Source organism: Enterobacter cloacae complex sp. ECL352, assembly GCF_020149545.1.
Taxonomy (GTDB): Bacteria; Pseudomonadota; Gammaproteobacteria; order Enterobacterales; family Enterobacteriaceae; genus Enterobacter; species Enterobacter asburiae_B.
Genome location: NZ_CP083709.1, coordinates 360065 through 383557 on the forward strand (window position 1 = coordinate 360065; position 23493 = coordinate 383557).

Below are 23493 nucleotides of genomic sequence, written 5' to 3' on the forward strand. Positions count from 1 at the left end.
TGATTCGGTATACGGAAGGATTACCGCTCTGCGCGATACAGCAGATCGCCACGCGGGACAGGCTGCGGCTGAAGGCCCAGCCAGGTGTTATAGCCTAATCGCCCATTGCTGCCGAGCGTGGTGCCCTGCACCGCGTCTTCACGCAGGATCACCCGCGTTTCCCATTCAAACTCCACCCCGGCGTACTGACGCACCCAGTCGCGCAGCTCGGTGACCCAAGCTTCACCCGGCAGAAAACGGTTGTACTCCTCCGCGCTCAGCGGGCCAATTTCGATGCGAAACTTGTGCTGCACGTCGCGGACGGCAACGCCGAGAAAGGCGGATTCCCCCATGCGCGGCATGCGGCGCCCTGCGCCAAGCTGCGCCTGCTCGCGCGTGGAAAGCGGCATCCACTGCGGCACGTTGCTGACCAGCTTAACCGGCGCGTTAAAATAGTTGCGCAGGATCTTCTCCAGCCCCTCCGGATCCCGCCCGTGACGGGTCAGGTGCCCGGCGTGGGTAAAGCGAGCATGCGAGCTCAGGCTGCCTTTGTTCATCTGTCCCGGCTGGCCCATGCCAATCAGCGACGCCAGGTAGCCCTCAAAGCGCCTGTTATCAGCGCGATCGAGGGAGACGGTGGGTTGCGCATCCGCCCAGGCGCGGTAAAACAGCAGCGCCAGGCGATGATGGAACAGGTCGGCAAACGCGCTGAGGCTGGTGTCCTGATGATGATAAATTCGCTCGCGGGCGTATTCGGTCATATGGACCGGCAGCGGGCCGTTCGGGCCAAACAGGCCGAAACTGAGGATAGACACCTCGTGCAGCCCGCTTTCCTCCCGCTGGCGGACCTGAGCCAGCGTCGACGGCGCAAAACTCATCGACGGCTGCTGGCCGATGCGCAGCGGCTCAAACTTCGGCAGCGGCGCGCGTCCCAGCGGGTAGCGCTCGCCGCCCTGGGCATCAATGCGCCTTAACAGCTGAAACAGGTCGTAGCGCCAGGGCGTCTCGCGAACCCCTTGCCAGAACGCGTCCGGCAGACGGGTCAGGCGATGCACGCGCAGCGGTGCAGTGGCAGCGTCACTCATATCAGCGCCCTTTTACCCATGCGCGGCGCCCAGTAGCCAATCTCGCCGCGCTGCTGACTTTTCAGGGTGAACTCCGTAAAGCTGTTGATGGACACCAGGCGGGCAAAGAGACGTTCCATCACGCTGCCAAAGAGCCACGGGCTGGCGCCGGAAAAGGCACGCTCATCGACCGTCAGGGTAATGCCGATCCCGCGGGCGAAAACGACCGGGCCGGGTTCAGGCACGCGGCGGTGAACCGGCTCCAGCACGCAGTGGCGTACCCCCTCCACCTGACGCGCAACGGGCGTTTCTGCCAGGTTGGCGTACAGCCCTAACAGCTGGCGCAGCGCGGCCGCGCCGTCTTCGTTTTCGCTGTCCATCAGGCTGAGGTAGTTCATCTGCAGCTGGCTGATGAGCCGCCAGGTGCTGAACCCTTCCGCCAGCGCCGGACGCGGCGGCGTTGGGCCTTTGCGCAGGGTCAGGGATTTCACCGGCATGGAGTCGGCCATAATGAACTGCCCGAGCTCCTGCTGCAGCATCAGCGGCAGATCGCGGCTGGTGCAGAGCACCTCGGCAGAGATATAGCGCAGGTTTTCCTGCCACGGCGCGTGCTGTTCATCCACCAGCGAAACAAACACCTCCGAGCCGATATAGCCGGTGCGCGTGCCGTAGCGCAGGGCGTGCTCGGACAGCACGCGCTGTTCGCGGCGCAGGGAAAAATAGGCCCCGTAGTTGCCCGCATCGCCGCTCCAGGTGCTCCAGAATGGACGAAACGTCTGGTCATCGCGCTGGCCGTCCGCGCTGCCATAGATTTTTTTGACCGCGTAAATTTCATAATCCAGCGGACGAATGTTATCCACCACCAGATGGTATTCATGCTGGCCTTCATTCAGCTTCTGACGCGCCGCGACCTTTGGGAAAAGGTTGATGACCGGGGTACAGTGCAGCGCCAGATGGCTGGCATCAACCACGCGCTCCAGCTGTTCATCCGATTTATCCAGCAGAATGAAGATGTCGAAGGCTTTTTCGCCTTCACAGCGCTCGATAAGCTTGCCCAGACCGCTCAGGCTAATGAAGCGGAAACGGGCCGGAAACGCGAAATACTCCTGCAGCAGGCGATAGCCGTCAAAGTTGCGCAGATCGTCCGGAAGCAGGGCCTGGTCAGGCTCAAAGCCTTCCTGGCGCAGCGCGTCAGACGCCAGCAGCTGCCGCTGCGGCTGCGGGCTGACCGTCTGACAGACGATCCCGGCGTGATGCTCCATCACCAGCTCCAGCAGCTTCAGCGCTTCAATGTCCGGACCGCCGAGGAAAAATTCCAGACGGTCGAAATCCAGGTGCCCGAGGTTTTGCGGGCCGTCGCAGGCGATGCGGATCCGCAAGGCGCTGCCGATCCCCCGCTGGCTCAGCCCCAGCTGCGCGAGCGGCAGATCGGCGGGCACGCCGCCCAGCTCGACCTTGTCGATTTTCAGCGGCAGCAGGTTGACCTCGTGCGCCGTGGTATAGCTGCAGGTCACGCCGGTTTTTTTTAGCGCCAGGCTGTCCATCATGGTACCGCGCGGCACGATAAAGCCCTTGCTCAGGTCGCCCCGGCTGCTGTCGGGCTCAATCTCCGCAATCGCCATCGACGGCGTGGGCGCGAGATAGTTAGGCGCAATCATCTCCAGCAGACGCTGGGAGAAGCGCGGAAACTCCGCGTCCATTTTCATCTGCACGCGGGAGGTCAGGAAGGCGAAGCCCTCCATCAGACGTTCGGTATACGGGTCCGCCACTTCGATGCCGCGCATGCCCAGCCGTCCGGCGACCTTAGGATAGCGTTCGGCAAACTCGGCCCCCATTTCGCGCAGGTAGGCCAGCTCGCGGTTGTAATATTCGAGCAGTTTACTTTCCATGATTACCCCGCATCTTTCAGTTCAAAATGGCCGTTTTCCAGATCGACATCGGTACGAAACAGAAACTCCAGCGGGTACGGCACACACCATAAACGCCCTTTGATCTCGATGGAGAGCACGTTGTGCAGATCCAGCGAGGAGGTATCCGACACGCAGCGGACCTGCAGCCCCTGCGGCAAAATGCGCGGTTCAAAATTGATGATGGCCTCGGTGAGCTTGCGCTGAATGTCGTGCCATTCGATATCCGACATTCTTTTCCCGGCCAGCGGCGCGACGCCGAAATTGACCACCGATCGCTTCACGTGCGGCAAGGCGCTCAAATCGCCGGAGGCATCGTGGTTGATGGTGTTAAACAGCCACTGCAGATCGCGCAGGACGTTGCGGCGCAGGGCGGCGTGGGTGATCAGATTGCTGTTGGCCGACTCGCGTTTTTTTTCCGGCTCATTATCGGTGAGACGATCCAGCAGCGAGGGCTGCATTTTGTCGCGCGCCCCCACCTTCTCCTGCTTGCTGCGGGCTTGCCAGCCGCTGCGCAGCAGATCGCCTTCGCCAGCGGGATTACTCATCGGCTCCATCCGTCGCAAACGTCACGAGGCTTAAGGAGAGCAGCGGGTATTCGCTTTGATCGCTCAGCCAGGCCTTCTGGCCCCTGCCTTCGTAAAGAGTGCCGTCTTCGTCGAGCGGCTGCCATTCGGTGGTGCGGCCCAGCCTGACCGCATCGGTGGCATCGGCAGCAAACGGGTAACGCGCCGGGATCTGACACACCTGCTCCGTACCGTCGGTCAGGCGCACCAGCGCGTGACGCCAGACCAGATCGGTCACGCTGGCGGGCGCCTGGAAACGGATCTCCGCGATGGCGCTGAACGGCAGCCAGAAATAACGGCCGTTCACGATGGTTTCGCAGACCGGGCCGAGACGGGCATCGCCGTCCATCAGCCAGTCAAACGCCTGCGTCTCCTCGTTTTCGAGGATAATCTGGCCGGGGATGGCTTCAGCCCGATCGAGGCCGTCAAGACGCAGCGCCCGGGCGCGCTCGCCCTCCTCGCTCAGCGCCGCGGCCAGGATCGTCAGCCACGGCCACTGGGTTTCAGGCATAGCCGGACGCGCCTGTCCCGCCATCACCTGCGCGCGCTGCAGCTCACCCTGAATGGATTGCTCCAGCAGCGTGACGGTGGGCTTCGCCTGAGGCTTCAGCGCCAGCCAGCTTTTCAGCTGGGTCAGCGCGCGCGTCCAGTTGCCGCTGAGGGTTAAAAACTGCACGAACGCGGCGCGGAGGTCGGCATCCGCCGGACGGGCTTTGATTTCAGCTTCAAGGCGCGCCAGCGCGTCGCTGAGCGACTCGCCCGCCAGGTGTTGATAGAGCGTATTCATAGCCACTCCTTAATTCGCCGCGCGCCATGCGCCGACCGCCGGATCGCGCAGCTGAGGACGCAGGGTGTCAATCAGGACGATATTCAGCGGCGTGCCGGGTGCGACCCAGGCGCTCCAGGTTTTTTTCACCGCCGCAATACGCGCCTGCAGTTTTGCATCGTCGCTGGCGATTTCACGGGAAATCTCCACCGCTACGGTGCCGTTGCTTTTCCAGCTGTTCAGGGCGCTATCGTAAGGCAGGATCATCCAGCTCTGGTCGCTGTTTGGGGTGCTGAATACCATGCGCTCTTTGTTGACGGAGGTGATCAGCGCGTTTTCAGGATCGGCGCTTTGATTCAGACCCGTCACCGGGAAGCCGTGGATATACGTCACCGCCATCTCTTTCTGTCCGCCGTTGCGGGACTGTGAAACCACGGTGTGTCCACTCAGCCAGCTGCCGTTACCGCAGCGGGTGGTGTCAGAATCCGGAATAAAGAGCGCCGGAGCGGAAGCGCCCCCTTCCCAGAAGGTGCGCAGGTGGCAGCCGTCCTGCAGGGTGAATTCCTGCCACGGCGTACGGTCAGCCGCGACGGTGCGGGAAGCCACGTTCTGGTCCGGCGGCAGCAGCGCGCCGCTGGTTGGGGTTGCGGTCACGGTCGCAGCAGGCGCGGCCTGGTCCTGTTTCACCACCAGCGCCCAGTCCTGCGCTTTGCCTGCCGTACCCTGCGCCAGCGTGGTACCCGCCGGATCGTTGAGCGTCCAGCTAAGCTTATTCACTTTGCTGCACTGGTGTTCCAGCAGGGAGCCAAGGCGCGGCACAAAGTTCTCCAGCACGGAGACGTCCTTCTTGCCGTTCGCCACAATGCGCAGCGCCACCTCAGGCTTACACCAGCTCTGCGGCGTGTTGTCTTTAATGTTGTCGATCCAGATATCCAGCTTCTGCGCAGGAGACTGCACGATGCGGAAATTCTCAGCCTGCGCGGTGGAGGTGACCGCCAGAAGTGCCAAACCCGATAGCCAAAGTTTCATATCGTTCCTTGTGTGTCTAATCAGTTCCGCAGGGAAGAAATTGTGCTGCGTCAGAGAGGGTGTGCAGCAAAGTGGTGTCCTGAGGGTTGCCCATCCATACCGCCAGGGCAGTATAGTTATCCTGAGCATTCCCCTCCTGTTCGCCATTCTTTTGAATGATTTGGTTCATTAAGGTCAGCCACTCCTGCGGCGTATTGACCATATGCAGCGACTGCTTCATTTGCTCTTCGCTAACGCCGTGCCAGAACCCGTCGGTGCAGAGTAAGAATGCATCGCCGTCTTCAACCTGCACCACGTCGCTGTAGCTCGCTTCCGGCCCGCCGTTTTCAATTCCCAGCGCCAGATAGAGCAGGTTGCTGTTCAGGTTGTCGGTCTGGTGCCCGGCGTCTTTCATCTGCTGCACCAGGCTGTGGTCGGTGGTCACATGCCACAGCCATCCCCGGCGAAACAGGTACAGGCGGCTGTCTCCGGCGTGCGCCCAGTAGGCCAGGCCGTAATCGCGGTCAATGAACAGGCTGACCAGCGTCGTGCCCATCCGGCGATAGTCCTGAACGGCCTGCTGTTCGCTGAGGATGGTGCGGTTAGCCGTCTGCACGTAGTCGCGGATATGCTGCGCATTAAGATGTTTGTCGCCATCGAAGCGGGAGATAATGCTGTTGCGGGCCAGCTCTGCAGCCACTTCACCGCCCGGCAGGCCCGCGATGCCGTCGCAGACGACAAAGCAGGCTGAACGTTCCCCTATGGTTTCTCCCGTCTGATCCTGGTTGCTGGCGCGCGTCCCCTGGCGGGAGAGAGAAGCCGTTGCGATATTCATTTGTCTTCCGATCCGCTCTGTGAGTCTTTGTACTGATTCACCTCCATGTCGTACGCATGAAGGAAGGCCTCGCCGAACAGGGTGTGGAAATCATCCTCAATCTCGCCAGCCGTTTCGCCATAGCTGCGCACAAAATAGTCCCACAGGGCGGCTTTGCGGCTGCCCGGCAGCGCCAGACGCGAGGTCATCCCGTTCTGCTTCGCCTGCTCTTCCAGCTGTTCCGGGTTAAAGGACTGCAGCATCGCGGCAATGATGGCGCGGATACCGGAGATCATGCCCAGCTGGTGCGCCTGCAGGTCGATCAGCGCGTCGCGCACGGATTTGGTCGGCGGCATAAAGCCCGGCATCGGGGTGCCGAACATCTGGATCAGCACGGTTTTGCCGGTCGGCAACAGCTTGAACGGGTTGTTGGCATCGTCCAGCACCATGGTCATATCGGCCTTCACGCCACGCTTGAGGATGGAGCGCGAGGAGAGCAGCGCCACGGTTCCCTGAGAGAACATGCCGAGGATCTGCCCCAGCTGACGCATATTTTCCCGATCAAACTGCGGGACGGGCTGCATTTCGCTCAGCCCCATTCCCTCCAGCAGCGCCTCCAGCAGCTCGCCCTGCAGCACTTCGCCCTTCTCACCGCTGTTTGCCGTGGCGGTTGGGGCGGCAGCGTTATTGACCGGGTCAATGCGCAGACGGCCCTTCGGCGCCTGAGCGCTGCTGCGCGCAACGGCCTGCGGCGTTGGCATGGTGAAGCCCGCGTAATCCGGCCGCGCGGGCTCTTCTTCAGCACGCGGTTCTTCCTGCGGCTCAGGGGCGAATAGCGGAGAATCGGCCAGCACGTCCTCTTCCTGCTCGGGTTCCGGCACTGGCGCAGGCTTTTCGGCAATAATGTCATCCGGATGGGTCAATGGCGCGCCGCCCATCAGTCCGAGCGGGTCGTCATTACGCGCGGCTGGCGCGCTGGCCTTACCGCCAAACAGGGCCAGCGGATCGAGCTCATCCGTCGCCTCGTCTTCTGGCTTCACGGGGCTATTCTCGCCCGGCGGCACCAGCGTTGACGGGGTGACGTCGTCAAAAATACTCTCTTTTTTGAACAACGCTTCGTCGCTGAACAGCGTGTCCGGGTCGACATTCTTACGCTCGAGCTTTGGATCGCTGTCGTTAAACATCGCCAGCGGATCTTCCGCGTTACGCACCGGGGCCGCAGGCTGGGAGAACGGATCGTGCGATGCAGCAGGCTGCGGTTTTGTACGGTTGCTGGAGATGCTGTCGGAAATGGAGAACTCCTGCATCAGGCTATCCCAGATCTCCGTTGGCACGGCGGTTGGCTCGGCCTTCCCGCGCGGTGCGGCACTCGCCGGCATCGGTTGCGCAGCGGGCGCGGGTGCGGCTGCCGGACGCGCCTGCTGATGCATACTGGCCGCCATACGGCTTACGGGTTGCGTATCGTGGATCAGTTCGGTCACTTCGATACGGTAGTCATCAATACCGAGAATGTCGCCATCCTGCAGCTCAACCTGACGCCCTCGCTCCAGCGGAATGTCATTTAATACCACGCGGGTGACGCTGCCACGGTTGGTCACGCGGCATTCGCCCTGGGCGTCAACGTGAACAATGGCCTGCAGACGAGAGATGGTGCGGTCATTATCCGGCAACACCAGATTGTTATCCGTACCGCGCCCAATGGTGCCGCCCGGGGCGTAAAAATCACAGCTGCTTTGCGGCGGCTGATGACCGGGTTTCGTAGAAATAATCGTGAATCGCATGACGTATTCCTGCTGGTATGATTAGCGCTCAAACGCTGCCGCTCTCGGGGCGAGAACGGCGGCGTTTGAGAAATTGAATATCAAAAACTATTTAATGAAGGTGATAAAATATAATCCAACAATGAGCCATAGAGTGAATATTAACGCCTGTAACTTATAACGGCGATGTAATTTTAGCATCCAACCAATTCTTTCTTCAGGTAACGACTGTACATATTTATAAGCATCTTCCTGAACAAGCCTTTCACGCGTGAATTTCATTTCAACGCCTTTATAAAGGCGAACAAACCAGATTATTTTTTGATAATTGGCCAGCGAACAAAAAAAGAAGCATAGTTGGTTACAAGATCCAGATCATATCCCTTGCGCCGATAGTCTGAAAGTAACCGATTATAATCAGCCTCGTGTTTTTTGAAATAACGAGAACTGAACAAATCCATCATTACAACAACCATTAACAAAACCACAACAAAAAACAAAAACAAGTCATCCATATTTACCTTAACTAGCACCAGGCAGATAACATTACATATATCCGGAGCGTCAGCGCGAGCACTAGCCCAAAAAAATATTTAAATCTTCAATGTATAATTAAATTTCATTAACGCCCGCAAGTATTAAAAGCAGTACAAACAAAGCCGTGGCAACTTTAACTTTTCTGTTATATGAATTAATCCAGGATAATTCGAAGCCAGATAAAACATTGTTGCAAGATTGAGGCTCAAGCCAACGTGATTCCGTCAACTTTATACGCTTGCCCTTCACAAGCCTTGATAAAATTGTAGTGCGAAAACCAAACCCCCAAAAACCAAGATTTTTCCAAGTTTGATAATCCTCTTCCTTGAGAAAATTCTTTTGAATTAGCAACTCATAGATTTTATCAACCTGACCGGAATGTTTCCGGTAATCAACATAGAACGTTAGCATAAGGATTATAAAAATGGCAAAAACACAGATAATAAAAGCAGAGTACATGTTATCAATAATCACGCTATTCTCCGCTAAATATTAAATTATCATTTGTTCTCCTACAAATCCTCACGTGAATTACCAAACAGTTGTCTTGCCTTGAAATCCAGCGTACCCGGTTGCTGTACCACACAGTAACCCGGAGCAACGTTTGACTGATTTGCCATGGAAAACTCCTTATGTCTAACGCATAAATAAAGGGTGAAATGCTATTTTAGGGCATTCAGCGGACGAATCGCATCGCTATTGGCGATTAAGCTGCACTTCAAAACCTGATAATGCCCCGGCTGAGTGCCACCCACTTTCTCTTTCAGTAGAGAAGCAATCACCTTGTCTGCTTTTTCAAAATTTTCAGCAGGCAAATTGCTAGCTTCGAGCCATGCGGCGGCACTAGCCTCGGCATCAGCTTTCAGGGCTTTGCTGTCCGCAATCTTACCGATACACCGGTTTTGCACCCAGTTTTCAAAGATTTGTTGCTGAGAAAAAGCGCTGATATCAGGCAGCGTTTGGGCATAAACAGCAGAGGCATTTAATGCCAACACGAGCAGCAGTAAACGTTTCATTTCATGCTCCAGAACGTTGCGTTGGTAGGTGCCCGGTAAACAGTAGTCATCAATATCGATAATATCGGCATCCGCCCGGGCGTGAGCCGCGGCGTTTGGGGTTAACACATTCTATTCAGTCTGCGTAAGCTTAAACTGGCCCGAAGGACTTTCCTGTAAGGTGAAACGAGCAGCATAGCGAATAGAATCGTTTTTCCCTGACACTTTCAGAGCAACATCATATTCTCCGGCTTGCCACGCTATCCCCTTCCACTGGTGACACTGTTGGGTCGTTAACGTCACCTCAGGGCTAAACGTTGACGGCGGCGATACCGCTTTCCATTCATTTCCCGCGCGTTTCATTATGGTGGGCGAATGGCTGGTGACAGGCGCGTCTAACCCGGAGTTAGCGGGAATAGCAAAGCAGGGTTCGTTGTCCTTTAGCGTAACCGAAAGCGACTTATATTGTGCAGGATGAGATACACAGGCACTCACCGTTAATGCGATTGCTACAACACTGAGTAACTGTTTCATAACCATACCCGCCGGTCTTTAGGATTTTGAATAAACAACGATAATACCTGCAGATATTTATCCTTCAGGTCGGGTCCGATAATTCCCTCAAAACCGGCAATGTTTCGGAAATCACCCAGACCGTAATTTACCAAATAATAAAAATCTGAAATGATAGAAGCCTGCTGCTCCATACCAAAGTCCGATAATTTTTTATCGGGGGGCAGAGAATAATTATAACTTGCTGCCCAACTGAATGCGCCTCGGGTTCGAACATTCATTCCAATCTGATGCTGCAATACATGCACCATTTCGTGAATAAACCAGTGTTTATATCGCGGAACCTCTATCGAGAAGTCATCCCTATAATGCGGCTCGCGAAAATAGAGCTCACCATTGGGAGTCATCGCGACATCTGTCGACTGCATATTAAATGGCAAATAGCTTTTATTATGGACTTTCACTTCTGAGTACTTTATTGCGTCACCAAAAACCGAGCGCGCCAGTGCTATTTCGCCAATGGTGAGAGGACGGGCGCCTCCTTCCTGCAAACTTGCCATGCTATCTTCCTTCCCGGTTGATAATGACCGGGGAAAACTCCCCGGCCACATACGCAATTACGCTTCTTTGTTTTCTTTGATGTTCCAGCCAGCGCTGCTTTCAGCACCTTTACCACCAGACGTGGTCTGCTCCCAGTACTGCTGTTTCACTTTCGCAGCCTGGAATGCATAGGTCACACCAACGGTATCGCCGTTGTCAGCACCGGTGTACTGAACAGAGGTGACCAGCACATCTTCCAGCGTGATGCGGGAGTATTCCACCTGCTGGCCACCGGCTTTACAGACGGACAGCTCAACTTTGGTCAGGTGTTTGCCGCTGGCGCAGTGTTTCAGGATAGCGGTGGTGGATTTGTCGATCAGCGCGTTAACGTGCAGGTCGTTGAAGTTAACTTTACCGGCACCGCCGCCACCGCCAACGCTCATATTACCTGGCTGGGAAGCGCCCCAGGAGAAGGAGGTAATATCAGTCCAGCCGGTGTGGTTAGAATCTTTAGATTCGCCCGTAACACCCTCGACCTTCAGAAACATATCAATAGCCATAATATCTACTCTTCGTGGATGAACAATATTGCTTTCGAAAAAGCACTTATATGGCAAACAGGAAAGCATGGGGCTGAATAAAACCGTCCATATTTTACCTCTGCCTCATATCAAATGACCCGTGTCATTTGACAGTCTTACATTCCCCCTGAATGAACGGAAAGAATGTGAAGCCTTTACTACCGGGCGTTATTCTGGAACCGAATAAGCCCGGCATTACCGGGGATTAATTTTTTTGAATTCTTACGGACCGTGACGTTTGAGGAAAAATGAATAACCACCGCAGCGGTATTTTCCCCTTACCCCCGCCCTCTCCCTCAAGGGAGAGGGGGCGTCCGTGTCTTCATCACGCGTCTTTCGTCTTCAGCGACGGCAGTTTAGAAACCAGACGCAGGGAAACGGTCAGACCTTCCAGCTGGTAGTGTGGACGCAGGAAGAACTTCGCGGCGTAGTAGCCCGGGTTGTCTTCAATCTCCTGCACCTGCACTTCCGCAGCCGCCAGCGGTTTACGGGACTTGGTCTCCTGAGAGGAGTTCGCCGGGTCACCGTCGACGTAGTTCATGACCCAGTCGTTCAGCCAGCGCTCCATCTCTTCGCGCTCGCGGAAGGAGCCGATTTTGTCGCGCACGATGCACTTCAGGTAGTGCGCAAAGCGGCAGCAGGCGAACAGGTACGGCAGACGAGAGGCCAGACGCGCGTTGGCGGTGGCATCCGGGTCATGGTACTCGGCCGGTTTCTGCAGCGACTGCGCGCCGATGAAGGCGGCAAAGTCAGAGTTTTTGCGGTGAACCAGCGGCATAAAGCCGTTTTTCGCCAGCTCAGCTTCACGACGATCGCTGATGGCGATCTCGGTTGGGCACTTCATGTCCACGCCGCCGTCATCGCTCGGGAAGGTATGGCACGGCAGGTTTTCCACCGCCCCGCCGGACTCCACGCCGCGAATCGAGGTGCACCAGCCGTACTCTTTGAAGGAGCGGTTGATGTTGGCGGCCATCGCATACGCGGCGTTCGCCCACGAGTAGCTGTTGTGGTTCGCGCCGTCGGTCTGCTCTTCAAAGTCAAAGCTGTCGACCGGGTTGGTGCGAATGCCGTACGGCAGGCGCGACAGGAAGCGCGGCATCACCAGGCCCAGATAGCGGGCATCTTCGGATTCACGCAGCGAACGCCAGGCCGCGTATTCGGTGTTCTGGAAGATCTTGGTCAGGTCGCGCGGATTAGCCAGCTCCTGCCAGGACTCCATCTGCATCACGCCCGGCGCGGTACCGGTAATAAACGGACAGTGCGCCGCAGAGCCGATGCGCGCCATTTCGCCCAGCAGCTCAACGTCCTGCGGGCTGTGGTCGAAGTAGTAGTCGCCCACGATGCAGCCAAACGGCTCGCCGCCGAACTGACCGTACTCCTGCTCGTAGATTTTCTTGAAGATCGGGCTCTGGTCCCAGCCCACGCCCTTGAAGCGCTTCAGGGTGCGGCCCAGCTCCTGCTTGGAGATGCTCATAAAGCGGATCTTCAGCATCTCGTCAGTTTCAGTGTTGTTCACCAGGTAGCTCAGACCGCGCCAGGCGCTCTCCAGCTTCTGAAACTCTTCGTGGTGAATGATCTGGTTTACCTGCTGCGACAGCTGCTCGTCGATACCGGCGATCAGGTTCTGAATGGTGCGGTAGGTGTCGTTGGAGAAAGTGACGGTATTTTCCAGCGCCTGCTGCGCCAGCGTTTTGACCGCGCTTTCGACGGCTGAACGGGCCTGATCGGTTTTCGGGCGGAACTCTTTGTTCAGCAGCGCGCTGAATTCATCCTGGCTGAACGCCTGACCCGCCTGCTGCTCGTGTTGTTGAGTCTGGTTGCTCATCGATTATTCCTCGCTACCTTTCGCGCTTTCGTCATTTTTCGGCAACTGGCTCAGGGATTTGAGCAGCGTCGGATCCTGCAGAATTTTAGCGATCAGCTCTTCCGCACCGTTTTTGCCGTCCATATAGGTCAGCAGGTTGGAGAGCTGGGTACGCGCTTCCAGCAGCTTGTTCAGCGGCTCGACCTTGCGGGCCACCGCATCCGGCAGGAAGTCGTCCATGCTGTCGAAGGTCAGATCCACGTTGAGCTTGCCTTCGCCGGTCAGGGTGTTATCCACCTGGAACGCCACGCGCGGCTTCAGCGCCTTCATGCGTTCGTCAAAGTTGTCGATGTCGATTTCGAGGAATTTACGCTCGTCGACGGCCGGCAGATTTTCAACCGGTTTGCCGACCAGATCGGCCATGACGCCCATCACAAACGGCAGCTGAATCTTACGTTCTGCACCGTAGATCTCTACGTCATACTCGATCTGCACGCGGGGGGCACGGTTACGTGCGATGAATTTCTGCCCACTGTTACTCATTGCCATGATGTTCTCCATCAAAGATGCGCGGTGAAGGTGAAACGGCAGGCTCCATGCCTGTCGTCATAATGCCTGGACGCGTTATTCGCGGCGCCCAAAGATGTTTTCAAGTTGGTTAACGCCGTCTGGCGCAAGGTCGCGAATAATGTCCATAAAGTTAAGTTCTGACAGCCGCTGCACCCGTTCAATCATCAGCGGTGCGGGGTGGCTCGGTTCGTACTGCGCAAAATACTGCTTCGCTTTTTCCAGCATCAGCTGCGCGTCGGCGCGGCTGGTGATCTGCACGCTGCGCCAGTCGGTGACCGGCTGAACGGGCTGCGCTGCCGTCGACTGCTGCTCGGCCTGGGGTTCTGCCTGCGCCTCACGGTTCGGCAGCAGCTTGCTGATGTCGGTTACCTGACACGCGCTGGCGACCAGTCCGACAGTTTTCAGCAGCTGTTCCATCTCGGGCACGCCGCTTTCACCGAGATGCCCGGTGAGAAGCTCGCGAATCGCCAGCAGACGTTCGTTAATGACGATAACCGCGGCGGTGCCGGTCTGGTCGCCGCGGGCCAGCTCGTCAATCAGCCGTGGACGGCCGCCGGGATAGTCCGGGCATTCCGTCTTGCTGCCGTCCAGCAGGGCCTGGGCATCCCGGAGCGAAATTTCATCGCCGTTTGAACGCAGAAGCGAGGCGTTTCGCACGGCGACGGTGAGGTCGGATTTATCGCTCAGCCCTGCCAGGGCGTTAATGCGATAGAACGGATCGGTTTCGCCATACTCTTCCAGCAGCGGATAGAGCGTCTCCCAGTAACGGGCGATCGCCTCCTGCACCAGCAATAATCCGTCCGCGTAGCCCGCTAGCCCGCGGCGGCGCGTCCAGGCATGGGTTAACGCCAGCAGTACGCGAAGATCTTTGGTGCGAGTCAGCAGGCTGGTGGCGTATTTTTCCACCGTGTTCCAGTCAGCGGGCTCTGCCGGGATAATGGTGTCGCCAAACTGCTGTTCCGCTTTTCCAAGACTTGCCTGATTCATGATCTGGAAGTCGGCGTCGTACTCCAGGTTTTCGCCGCAGGGTTTTTCGGGACTGATTGGCGCGAGAAATTCTTCGATATTCATGAGATCCCTGCTTATTCAAACATGGGCGGATAGAGACCGTGGCGCCCCGGACGGGCGCCCCCTGCCGGGTCGAACAGCAGGGTGAAAAGCTGCCCGGTAAAGTTACCGCTGTGCACGTGGGTGTACAGCGGGTAGCCGTCGCAGCGGTTGGTCCACCAGTAGCTGGTCTGACGCAGCGGATCAAAACACTCGGCCGCCTGAGGCCAGCCCAGCGTGCTCTGCCCGTCCTCGTCATAGCCAATCACATCAAGGATGTCGGAACGCTTTTGCGGCTCGACGGGCTGCGGCGCCGGAATGGTCATCAGCATCTCATCCAGCTGTGAGGCGGAAAAACTGTTGCGCACCGCGTGCAGCCCCAGGCGCCCAATCTGCTGGTACCAGCTTTCGGCCTGGCTGAGCAGGCTGGTCGACCACTCTGACGGGGCGAAGCTCAGCTGCAGGCAAACCGGATACTGTCGGCCAACGCTGTCGCGGCCGGGCAGCAGACAGCCCATCTGGATCATCTGGCTGCCCAGCATGGGCGGTACCACAAAATTCCAGACTGGCGCTTTGTGAAACTGGCGCTCGCCGCTGCGCTGCTCTTCCTGCTGCCAGGCCAGCAGGCCGACCTGGAACCAGTGTGACCACTGGCGCTGTAAAGTGTCAGGAAAGCGACGCTGCAAAAAATCTCCGGCGCTGGGTAATTTGCCATACCAGCTGTAGCGGTTCATCGCAGGGGTATTCGTCATACGGCTGTCCTTGCGGTTATGGGCATGAGAAACGGGGAAGCTGGAACGGGTTACGAATGCTGTTTGGCGCAAACTCCAGCGTGACCTGATGTCCGTCGACGTTGAAGGTGGCCTGACGGCTCAGGCTACCCGCGCCCGGGCTGGTGCTCGCTTTATCGAAGAAGCGGTTGAGCGCCCAGGCACCGTTGGTGACCAGCGTCGCCGTGCTGCCGTTCGCCAGCCCCAGCTGCATGCGTACCTGGTTAGTGCCGCCCGGCCCCGGCCAGTTCATGATCTGTACGGCCTGCGGACCGTGGCTGTAGCGCAGCAGCTGGCCGTCGACGTCCAGCGTCAGGTTCAGAATGGAGTTATCCATTCGCACGGTGCGAACCGTCACCTTGAAGGACGGCGTCGTGGCGCCATTAGCAAAGAAGGCGTCGCGAATCGACTGGGCCTGCTGGAACGGTCTCAGCAGCCCTTCGCTTCCCGGCAGCGTTTTCCCGTCGATGCCCGGCATAAAGCGCCAGTTTGCCTGCGTGGTATCCACTTTATTGGTCAGATTGTCGCGGAAGAAAGCGTCCATCAGCCCGGTTCCCGGCGCAAACATGCGCGCGAGATCGTCAGGGGTGACCTCGGTGCTGGCGCTGCGCACCAGCGGGTAACGGCCGGCGATTGCCTGACGGCAGAATCCGCCCACCTCAACGTTAATCCGCTTCCGCACGTTTTCGAGGTCGCGGCGCTGGGTATCGCTGCTGGCGCCCACCGCCATATTGCTGAACATGGTTTGCAGCCCGCCCGGCAGGCGACCGGCGCTGGCCTGCAGGCGGCTGATCGCCTCGCCGCCCGGTGCCGGCATACCGCTGTTGGCCGCGTCCTGGACGGCGGTCAGGTAGCGATAGAGCTCATCCACCTGCTTGAGAAAATCATCAAACACGATGGTCTTCCCGCCCTTTTCCAGCGGCTGCGCCAGCTCAATCATCGGCGCGTAGTGGTCGGTGACCAGCTGTTCCGGCGCCTGGGTGACCACGGCGGCCTGGGTCGGCGCAGCGTCATTGTTGCTGAACAGCGCTTCCAGCGTGCGGGTGGCGCGGCTGCTCTGCGCCTGCGCTTTATCCGCATTTTCCGGCGCTGGCGCATTGCGTGACAGCGTCAGGACCTGGCTCAGGTTCTGCACCAGACGGCGCAGAGGCGAGTTTGCGCCGGAGAGCAGGCGCGCGGTGTTGATGCGCTGGGAGAGATCGGCGCTGTTATTGAGCTGAATGTCGGCGAGGAAGCGATCCCAGTTCGCGATAAAGTCGCGCATGTAGAGCTGGCGCACGGCGTTATCGATCTGCTGTTTATCCTCCTGCGCCGTCGCGGCCCCCAGCACCCAGGCGTCGTCCTCGTGCAGGGCGGTGGTGACGCTGTCAATCTGACCGTTAAAGCTTTTCCAGTAACCGTCCGGCGTATAAAGACCCGGCACGCCTTCGCTCACCGGCTTGCCGCTTTTGCGTGAAAACACCAGCTCGCTCTGCGGTCCGCCCAGGTCGGAAAGGGAGACCGGCTTGAGGTTGTCGTCATGTTCAAGCAGGCGTTTAAGACGACCGTATACGCGCGTGGAGAGCGGCTGCTGATTGATCATCGCTCTTTCGCGGGCCACCAGAGATTCATCCTGCGCGTACGGCGAGGCCTGGATTTTCGGTTCCAGCAGCTGCGTCAGGTGCCATTCAAGCTGCTGCAGCTGCGCCTTCGTGACGTTCTGCGGCAGATTTCGCTGCAGGTTGAGCATCACCCACGAATGCAGGAATTTACCGTCGTAGTGCTTCGGCTGATACAGCATCTGATAGGCTTTCAGCGCTTCATAGCTGTATTCCACGTCGCTGCCGTTGTCGTTGCGCAGCCAGGTGGTGATGTGCATAGCGACGGCAGGCAACAGCATCTGATCCAGCGCTTTCTGGTACAGAGACTGCGAGGCATCGCTGACGTCATCTCCGCGGTAGAGCCCCATACGGCGGGATAGGGGCGGATCGTTTACATCAAACGCGTCGCTTTTCGGCAGGTCAACCAGACCGTTAAGCAGCGGCAGCAGATCGAACAGGTCACGCTGGGTCTGGTTCTGCAGCGCTTTGCTCTGCTGGTCCAGCAGCGGCACCTTCGCATCCACCTCTTCCAGATAGGCCTTGTTTTTGGCATAGCTGGTCAGCCACAGACCGCCGAGGATGACCAGCAGGGCCAGCAGCGCCGCGTAGCCAGACCAGATCACCGCCCGGTTGCGCAGCTCCCACCAGCGGTTTTCGCCCGCGATCCCGGCTTCCTGGAAGATGACGTTTTGCAGCAGGTTCTTAATGAAGAAACTCTGACCTTTTGCCCCCGGGATAGGCGCTTCTTTGCTGACCGAATCCCAGTTATCCGCCTCTCCCCCTTCCGGCAGCGACAGCGCGCGGTTCAGTTCGCCCATCACGCGGTCGAACGGCATACCTTCCTGCGTCCCGCTGGCGAAGTAGATCCCGCGCGGGGAGAACTCGGTTTCGAAGTTGGAGCGGGCGAAGACCGTGCTCAGGTAGTCCGCCAGCAGCGGACGCAGCGCGGCGAACTCCTGCGGGAAGAGATACGCTTCAGCGCGGGTTTTCGCGTCATGCTCTTTCAGCATGGTTTCCGGCAGCCCGGCATCAAGGCGCTGCTGGAGCAGAGAAAACTCCTGCTGGAAGTTGCCCATCAGGTCGTAATCGGCGTGTTTGGTTTGCTCCCACGGCAGCGTAAAGCCCCAGATCTGGTCGCGCTGCGCTTTGTCGTAGTCGGCAAACCAGGCGCGGAAGCCTTTAAGCAGGTCGGCCTTGGTCACCATCACGTACACCGGGAAGCGAATACCCAGCTGTTCATGCAGCTCGGACAGACGCTGGCGCAGGTTCACCGCCTGCTGGCGGGACGCCTCGGCGGACTGGGTGAGCAGGTCAGAAATGCTGATGGTGATGATAACGCCGTTGATCGGCTGGCGGCGGCGATACTTGCGCAGTAACCCCATGAACTCCAGCCATTCGCCGGCATCCTGCACCTGCTCGCTCTCCTGGGTGGTGTAGCGGCCCGCCGTGTCCAGCAGCACCGCTTCATTGGTAAACCACCAGTCGCAGTTACGCGTGCCGCCAATGCCCCGCAGCGCGGTTTTACCGAAGCGATCGGCCAGCGGGAACTGCAGCCCGGAGTTAACCAGCGCCGTGGTTTTACCGGAACCCGGCGCGCCGATAATGACGTACCATGGCAGCTGATAGAGATATTGCGTGCTGAAGCGCTGCGTCCACTGGGCGCCCTGGCCCGCTTTGCTGAAGTGCGCTTTTTTAAGCATCTGCGCGGCTTCATCAAAGCGGCTGGCGAGGATCTGCTCCTCGCTGTTCAGCCGCTTCTGCGGATCCGCCGCTTCCGGGCTGGCGGTGTTCTCCTTGAGCTTGTCCATCAGCTTGCGGTTCAGCCAGGCATTGTACAGGCGCGGCAAAATGTGGCCCTGCGCCCAGAGCAGATAGACCACGGCAATGCTGATAATGCGGTTCTGCTCAGACTCAAGCGGTCGGGTGTCCACGATGGACAACAGGGGACCAATCATCCAGATCACCGCCGCAAGCGCCGTTACGCCGAGGAAGCTCCACAGAATGCGGTTGGTCAAAATGGAAAGAAGTGTAGTCAGCATCCTTAGTTTCCTTGCGGCAATCCGTTCAGCTCAGCCTGAGTGTTTTCAGGCGACACCAGCAGAGTAATTTCCACACGGCGGTTACGGGCGCGGTTTTCAGGCGTCGTGTTCGGCGCCACCGGGTTAATCTCGCCCCGCCCTTCCGCTTTCACGCGGCCAGGCTGAGAGAGGCTTCCCTGCAGCATTTTCTGTACCGAGCGGGCGCGTTCCAGAGAGAGTTCATAGTTCGAGGCAAAGCGCGCGCTGCGGATCGGCACGTTGTCGCTGTAGCCCACCACCAGAATTTTGCCGCTGACGTTATTCATCGCCTGCGCAATGCGGTTGATGACCGGTTCATAGCGGTCACGCACGACGGTAGAGGCAGAGGCAAACAGCCCGTCGCCCTTCAGGATAACGACGCTGCGATCCGCTTCGTCTTTCACCGCGACCAGGCCCGCCTCGATTTCAGGCTTCAGGAAGCCTCGCAGGTTCAGCACCGCCGGAAGCTGACGGGCCGGTTGCTGAATAGTGGTTTCCGGCAGCTGGGACTGGTAAATCTTCGCCAGCACCGGGTTGGTGTTATCGCCAAGGCGCCAGTTAAGCACGATATAAAACAGGCAGGCGATAAACCCGGCCAGCGCCACGCAGGCCCACAGAGGAACCATCGGCCGCCAGAGCTTGCGCAGTACCGGACGATCTTCCGGATGGGGAGAAAGCGGCGGCGGATAGCTGCCGCGCACGCCGCGGATCATCTGCCACAGCCGCTGCTTGATGGTTTCAAGCTGCGTGCGGCCATTATCCAGCACCCGATAGCGTCCTTCGAAGCCCAGCAGCAGGCAGTAGTTGATCATCTCCAGCAGCAGGATATGCTCGCGCGGGTTCTGCGACAGGCGCGCCAGCAGCTGGAAGAACTTCTCGCCGCCCCAGGTTTCGTTGTGGAAGGTCACCAGCAGACCGTTGCTTGACCAGACGCCGCTGCTGCCCCAGGGGGTGAGCGCGGCGGCCTCATCGAGCGCCGTACACAGGCAGTAACGTGCCCCGACGATCACTTCGTAGGGCAGCCCCGCCTGCTGACAGCGGACTTCGAAACGGCGAATCTCATCGATCAGACGCTGGCGTAACGCCACCTGATCGTCATGGGAGACCGAATGACGGATCTGCGGAATCGCGTTGAGCAGCGGATTGGCGGCCGCCACCAGCTGGTTGTTGCTACTGGCTCCGGTAAACCCGGCATTACTGCCGGTGTCCTGTCGTTCCTGCATATTAAGCGCTCGCTTTATTATTCTGTCGGGCTACGGATGGCCCAAAACTCCATATCCAGCCCCGGGAACTCCCCTGCAAGATGCAGGGCGAATGCGCCGGACTTATCCATCTCGTGCCACAGCTCGCTGCCCTTCTCCAGTTCAAAGTAGCTGTAGCCGGCATGCCACGGGATCTGCGGCGGCGCGACCGGCATGGCGCGCAGCATAATGCCCGGCAGCTGAAGCTGAACCAGATCGCGGATTTTCGAGACCGGCGCAACCTTCATCTGCGCCGGGAAATGGGTTTGCAGGTGTTCGCCTGGCACATTGGCTTTAACCGCTAGCACGAAGCCGAACTCGCGCACCATGCTGGTTTCAGGCACCGTGGCGATGTTCAGGCCGTGAGAGCGTTCGTTAAGCGGCAGCTGAATTGCGTGGTCTTCCATCACCAGCGACAGCCCCTGACGCAGCATCAGCATCAGTTTGCTGAAGCAGTTAGCCAGATCGTCATGATCGTAAATCGGCAGCACGCTTTCGGCGGTACGCTGCGACGTCCAGGTGGCGAGCTCGGTCGCAAACGGCAGCCAGCTGCGCCAGAGCGTTTCCGGATGCAGCAGCGGGAGGGTTTTTAAATGAGAAACCTCGCCCAGATGACGGTTAACCAGCGACAGCAGCGTGAACTCAATCAGTTCGGAGGTGTTAAAGCGGCCAGGCTGGCGCAGACGACCGCCAATTTGCTGGCTGCGCTGCACCAGCAGACCGTGCAGATCGTTGATCATGCTGTAGATCTGCGGGCTGTTGTTGGCGTTGAGCATCGGCGGGATGTAGCTGTTATCGAGCCGCACGTGGTTGTCGTTACGTTTCTCCGTCACAAACGCCACGCCGATGGCGGTCCATTCCGCCGTGAGGTCTTTTTCCAGCATCAGGGTCAGACGCAGACGGCCAAACTGGACGGTGGCATCCCCCACCGACATGGCGTTGTCGTCTTCCACCTCTTGCTCGAAAGCGATGAAGCGCGCCAGCGAGGCCGGCTCTTCGCTAAAAATCACCTCTTCTCTCTCGCCACGACGAACCGGCAGCGCGAGCACCACCTTTTCGTTGGTGAGATTGTCAGGAATTTTCAGCGGCGCAGGGCCGTTGCGCCCGTTACGCACCTGGAAAAAGGTGCCGTCCGGCAGCAAGCCGCTGCAGTAGCTCAGGGCAATGCATCCCTGACGAAGCATCGCTTCATCCAGTTCCACGTCAAGAAAGCCCCAGAGATACGATCGCTGTAGCGCGCCCCATTCACGAACATGGTTGAGCAGATAGCTTTCAGTCCGCTGAAAATGGTGTGGACGCAGGAACATGCCTTCGGTCCAGACGACCTTTTCTGCTTTCGTCATGATGATGTGTTTCCTGTGTTGAAGCGCGTTACTGGCTGATGACCCGAATGCCGTTCACGTCGAGAAAAACGTTGGCCTGAAGTTCATCCGCGGACCATTTCCAGAACTGGTAGATATGATTTTCGCCAGGCACAGGCAGAGGGAGTGAAACGCGCCATTTTTTGCCATCCAGCATCTGATACTCCGCCATCACGCCGATGTAGCGGGCCTCCGGAGAGCTTTGCCCGCTGAGGGTTTTGGACAGCTGTCCCGGCATCAGGAAGAACACGTCGCTGTTCAGCTGATTCGCGCCAAGCGTGGCTGACGCGTTGTTCTGCAGGGAGTAGAAGTCGCTGGACATGAAATCCGCATCGGATTTCAGCAACAACACCCGGACCTTAAGCGGCGCAGATTCGTTGATTTGTGGATGAGCCTGAAACTGCAGATTGTAGCGGGAGGGGTCGCTGTGTGAAGACGACGTACAACCACTGACCAGGGCGAAAATCACCGCGTAAAAGAATAACCACAGCTTATGAAAATTTTTATTATTCATAAAAATGCGCTCATGCAAGCCGTTTAGTTTAGGATCCAGGTACCGTTAGCGCTGTCTTTGCAGGCTTTGCTGTTGCCATCGACGTCGACACAGGTCGCTTTTTTACGCGCCTTCGGACGAATGGCCTGTTTACGCACGGCGGCGTCGTACAGGTCGGCCTTGATCACGGCGCGCATCGGGACGTAACCAATCAGCTGATCGTTGCCTTCATCGGCAAGCGCCATCCAGTAATGTTCAACCTGACCCAGCACCACGTAGGTTTTTCCGGTGTCGAGAGTGCGGATAACTTTGCCGCCGAAGTCAGGACGGCTCATCAGGGAGGCTGGATACATGGCGCGATACGGTTCGTTGACCGGGTTGAACTCCGCCGGCGGCGTCACAGCGTGACGGTGGGTTAAGGTCACGCCGTTGACCTGGCTGGTCTCGATCGTATCGTCGTTGATCACAGGTTTCTGCGGCGCTTTACAGCCCGCCACCGCCATTACAAACAGAAGTGAAAACAGTACGCGCATTTTCATATGCTTTTCCGTAGCGATATTTCGATGATGAAGATAAGGGAGTGAAGTTTGACTTAGGTGCTATTGTTAAAATAGCCAGGATATTTTCGGGGCGTTACTATTTTAAGGGCATAGCTACCGCACGAGCCCTTCAGAATAAGGCCCAGTGTCTTCCTGACATATTTTGACAAACGGTAAACAAGTTTACATGAGCTTCGTCTCAATTCAATATTTACCGGTACGTAACTGTTGGTAAATGAAGCAGTCGGAAAATTATAGGATTAATCCTATGAAAAAAACCGATATGACCTACGCCCTTTTATTTCTTAGCCACACAACATTGCAATCATTTGTTTTATATACAAAAAATACAAAAGATGACCACTTTCATTAACGCAATATGGCTATTATCACCACTACCATAATTAGTAGAATTCGCGTATTGGTGAGGTCAGCAGAATATATGAAAGATGAATTATTTGTTGCACTAACAGGGTAACTTTAATATTGAATGCACGCGTTAACGTGAATGTGACTATTTCACTTATGTTGCACGACGTTAATTTTACGCCTCAAAATAACTTTATATTTCGCGTTGCGACAATTATCCGGCCAGGCCTGAATTTTATCCTTTAATCATTAAGCCTGAGTTAACCATCCTGACATTATCGCCGCCAAAAAATGCTCGCAATGGCCCGCCAGCTGCGACCCGTGTTTATTGCTGCCGCCCGCAGCCTTCATTCGAAATTTTATTGTTGCTACATCCTCTCCTGCTCGCCCCATCTATCTTGCCTACCGTGTGATAGATAAGATTTATTATTAAAATGATAAAATTTCGTTATAATTTCTTTAAATATTTAAACATCAGATCTGATAAATCGCTGTAATAAAACGAATTTAAGATAAAGCATTTTTCTACACCGCATGCGCATAGCCATCCGGTCGTCATTGCTTTCACTTATTGTCCTTTGCAGCGTTTTTATGGGTTCAGACGTTGTGTGACCGAAGAAATCAGGAGTGGG

The 23493-nt window shown here is 57.4% G+C and carries 21 protein-coding genes; all 21 read right to left on the bottom strand.

The window, feature by feature from the left end; genetic code table 11:
• Positions 1-20: 20 nt before the first annotated feature.
• The 21 genes from tssG to LBF07_RS01780 all read right to left on the bottom strand — a co-directional run bounded on the left by tssG (position 21) and on the right by LBF07_RS01780 (position 22492).
• On the bottom strand, positions 21-1064 hold the full coding sequence (gene tssG / locus LBF07_RS01680) for a type VI secretion system baseplate subunit TssG (RefSeq protein WP_094934693.1): 1044 nt from the start codon (positions 1062-1064) through the stop codon (positions 21-23).
• A complete protein-coding gene (gene tssF / locus LBF07_RS01685) occupies positions 1061-2932 on the bottom strand; it encodes a type VI secretion system baseplate subunit TssF (RefSeq protein ID WP_039263601.1) in 1872 nt (623 codons plus the stop codon). Before tssF ends, tssG begins: the two co-directional genes overlap by 4 nt.
• A gap of 2 nt (positions 2933-2934) precedes the next feature.
• Positions 2935-3498, bottom strand: coding sequence for a type VI secretion system baseplate subunit TssE (gene tssE / locus LBF07_RS01690; RefSeq protein ID WP_033145789.1), 564 nt, complete (start codon positions 3496-3498; stop codon positions 2935-2937).
• Positions 3491-4303 carry a type VI secretion system accessory protein TagJ gene (locus tag LBF07_RS01695; RefSeq protein WP_094934694.1) on the bottom strand — a complete coding sequence of 271 codons (813 nt, stop codon included), beginning with the start codon at positions 4301-4303 and terminating at the stop codon, positions 3491-3493. Before LBF07_RS01695 ends, tssE begins: the two co-directional genes overlap by 8 nt.
• A gap of 9 nt (positions 4304-4312) precedes the next feature.
• The gene (locus LBF07_RS01700) at positions 4313-5311 is read right to left on the bottom strand and encodes a hypothetical protein (RefSeq protein WP_033145791.1); all 999 of its coding nucleotides are present in this window, start codon (positions 5309-5311) and stop codon (positions 4313-4315) included.
• A 16-nt stretch (positions 5312-5327) separates the two neighbouring features.
• Entirely contained in the window at positions 5328-6125 is a 798-nt protein-coding gene (locus LBF07_RS01705) for a PP2C family serine/threonine-protein phosphatase (RefSeq protein ID WP_014884226.1), read from the bottom strand.
• A complete protein-coding gene (gene tagH, locus LBF07_RS01710) occupies positions 6122-7885 on the bottom strand; it encodes a type VI secretion system-associated FHA domain protein TagH (RefSeq protein ID WP_094934695.1) in 1764 nt (587 codons plus the stop codon). The genes LBF07_RS01705 and tagH overlap by 4 nt, the downstream gene beginning before the upstream one ends.
• A 591-nt stretch (positions 7886-8476) precedes the next feature.
• Positions 8477-8875, bottom strand: a complete 399-nt coding sequence (locus LBF07_RS01715) for a hypothetical protein (RefSeq protein WP_094934696.1) — start codon at positions 8873-8875, stop codon at positions 8477-8479.
• A gap of 188 nt (positions 8876-9063) precedes the next feature.
• Entirely contained in the window at positions 9064-9417 is a 354-nt protein-coding gene (locus tag LBF07_RS01720) for a T6SS amidase immunity protein Tai4 family protein (RefSeq protein ID WP_094934723.1), read from the bottom strand.
• A 111-nt stretch (positions 9418-9528) separates the two neighbouring features.
• Positions 9529-9936, bottom strand: a complete 408-nt coding sequence (locus LBF07_RS01725) for a putative T6SS immunity periplasmic lipoprotein (protein ID WP_094934697.1) — start codon at positions 9934-9936, stop codon at positions 9529-9531.
• Entirely contained in the window at positions 9927-10469 is a 543-nt protein-coding gene (locus LBF07_RS01730; protein WP_094934698.1) for a hypothetical protein, read from the bottom strand. Before LBF07_RS01730 ends, LBF07_RS01725 begins: the two co-directional genes overlap by 10 nt.
• A gap of 57 nt (positions 10470-10526) precedes the next feature.
• Positions 10527-11009 carry a type VI secretion system tube protein Hcp gene (locus LBF07_RS01735; protein ID WP_008502640.1) on the bottom strand — a complete coding sequence of 161 codons (483 nt, stop codon included), beginning with the start codon at positions 11007-11009 and terminating at the stop codon, positions 10527-10529.
• A gap of 346 nt (positions 11010-11355) precedes the next feature.
• Positions 11356-12855, bottom strand: coding sequence for a type VI secretion system contractile sheath large subunit (tssC, locus tag LBF07_RS01740; RefSeq protein WP_014884232.1), 1500 nt, complete (start codon positions 12853-12855; stop codon positions 11356-11358).
• 3 nt (positions 12856-12858) lie between these two features.
• Positions 12859-13383, bottom strand: a complete 525-nt coding sequence (gene tssB, locus LBF07_RS01745; RefSeq protein ID WP_008502644.1) for a type VI secretion system contractile sheath small subunit — start codon at positions 13381-13383, stop codon at positions 12859-12861.
• A 75-nt stretch (positions 13384-13458) separates the two neighbouring features.
• Entirely contained in the window at positions 13459-14475 is a 1017-nt protein-coding gene (tssA, locus tag LBF07_RS01750) for a type VI secretion system protein TssA (RefSeq protein WP_094934699.1), read from the bottom strand.
• A gap of 11 nt (positions 14476-14486) precedes the next feature.
• On the bottom strand, positions 14487-15203 hold the full coding sequence (gene tagF, locus LBF07_RS01755; protein ID WP_023312158.1) for a type VI secretion system-associated protein TagF: 717 nt from the start codon (positions 15201-15203) through the stop codon (positions 14487-14489).
• A gap of 16 nt (positions 15204-15219) precedes the next feature.
• The gene (gene tssM, locus LBF07_RS01760) at positions 15220-18840 is read right to left on the bottom strand and encodes a type VI secretion system membrane subunit TssM (protein ID WP_094934700.1); all 3621 of its coding nucleotides are present in this window, start codon (positions 18838-18840) and stop codon (positions 15220-15222) included.
• Positions 18841-18842: 2 nt separating this feature from the next.
• Complete coding sequence (locus LBF07_RS01765) at positions 18843-20081, bottom strand: DotU family type VI secretion system protein (RefSeq protein WP_069302978.1); 1239 nt, start codon at positions 20079-20081, stop codon at positions 18843-18845.
• Positions 20082-20098: 17 nt separating this feature from the next.
• Positions 20099-21442: a type VI secretion system baseplate subunit TssK gene (gene tssK / locus LBF07_RS01770; protein WP_024909829.1), complete on the bottom strand. Its 1344-nt coding sequence runs from the start codon at positions 21440-21442 to the stop codon at positions 20099-20101.
• 28 nt (positions 21443-21470) lie between these two features.
• A complete protein-coding gene (gene tssJ, locus LBF07_RS01775; RefSeq protein WP_094934701.1) occupies positions 21471-21974 on the bottom strand; it encodes a type VI secretion system lipoprotein TssJ in 504 nt (167 codons plus the stop codon).
• Positions 21975-21997: 23 nt separating this feature from the next.
• Positions 21998-22492 (bottom strand): hypothetical protein, encoded by a 495-nt coding sequence (locus LBF07_RS01780; RefSeq protein ID WP_033145802.1) that lies wholly within the window; start codon positions 22490-22492, stop codon positions 21998-22000.
• Positions 22493-23493 lie beyond the last annotated feature (1001 nt).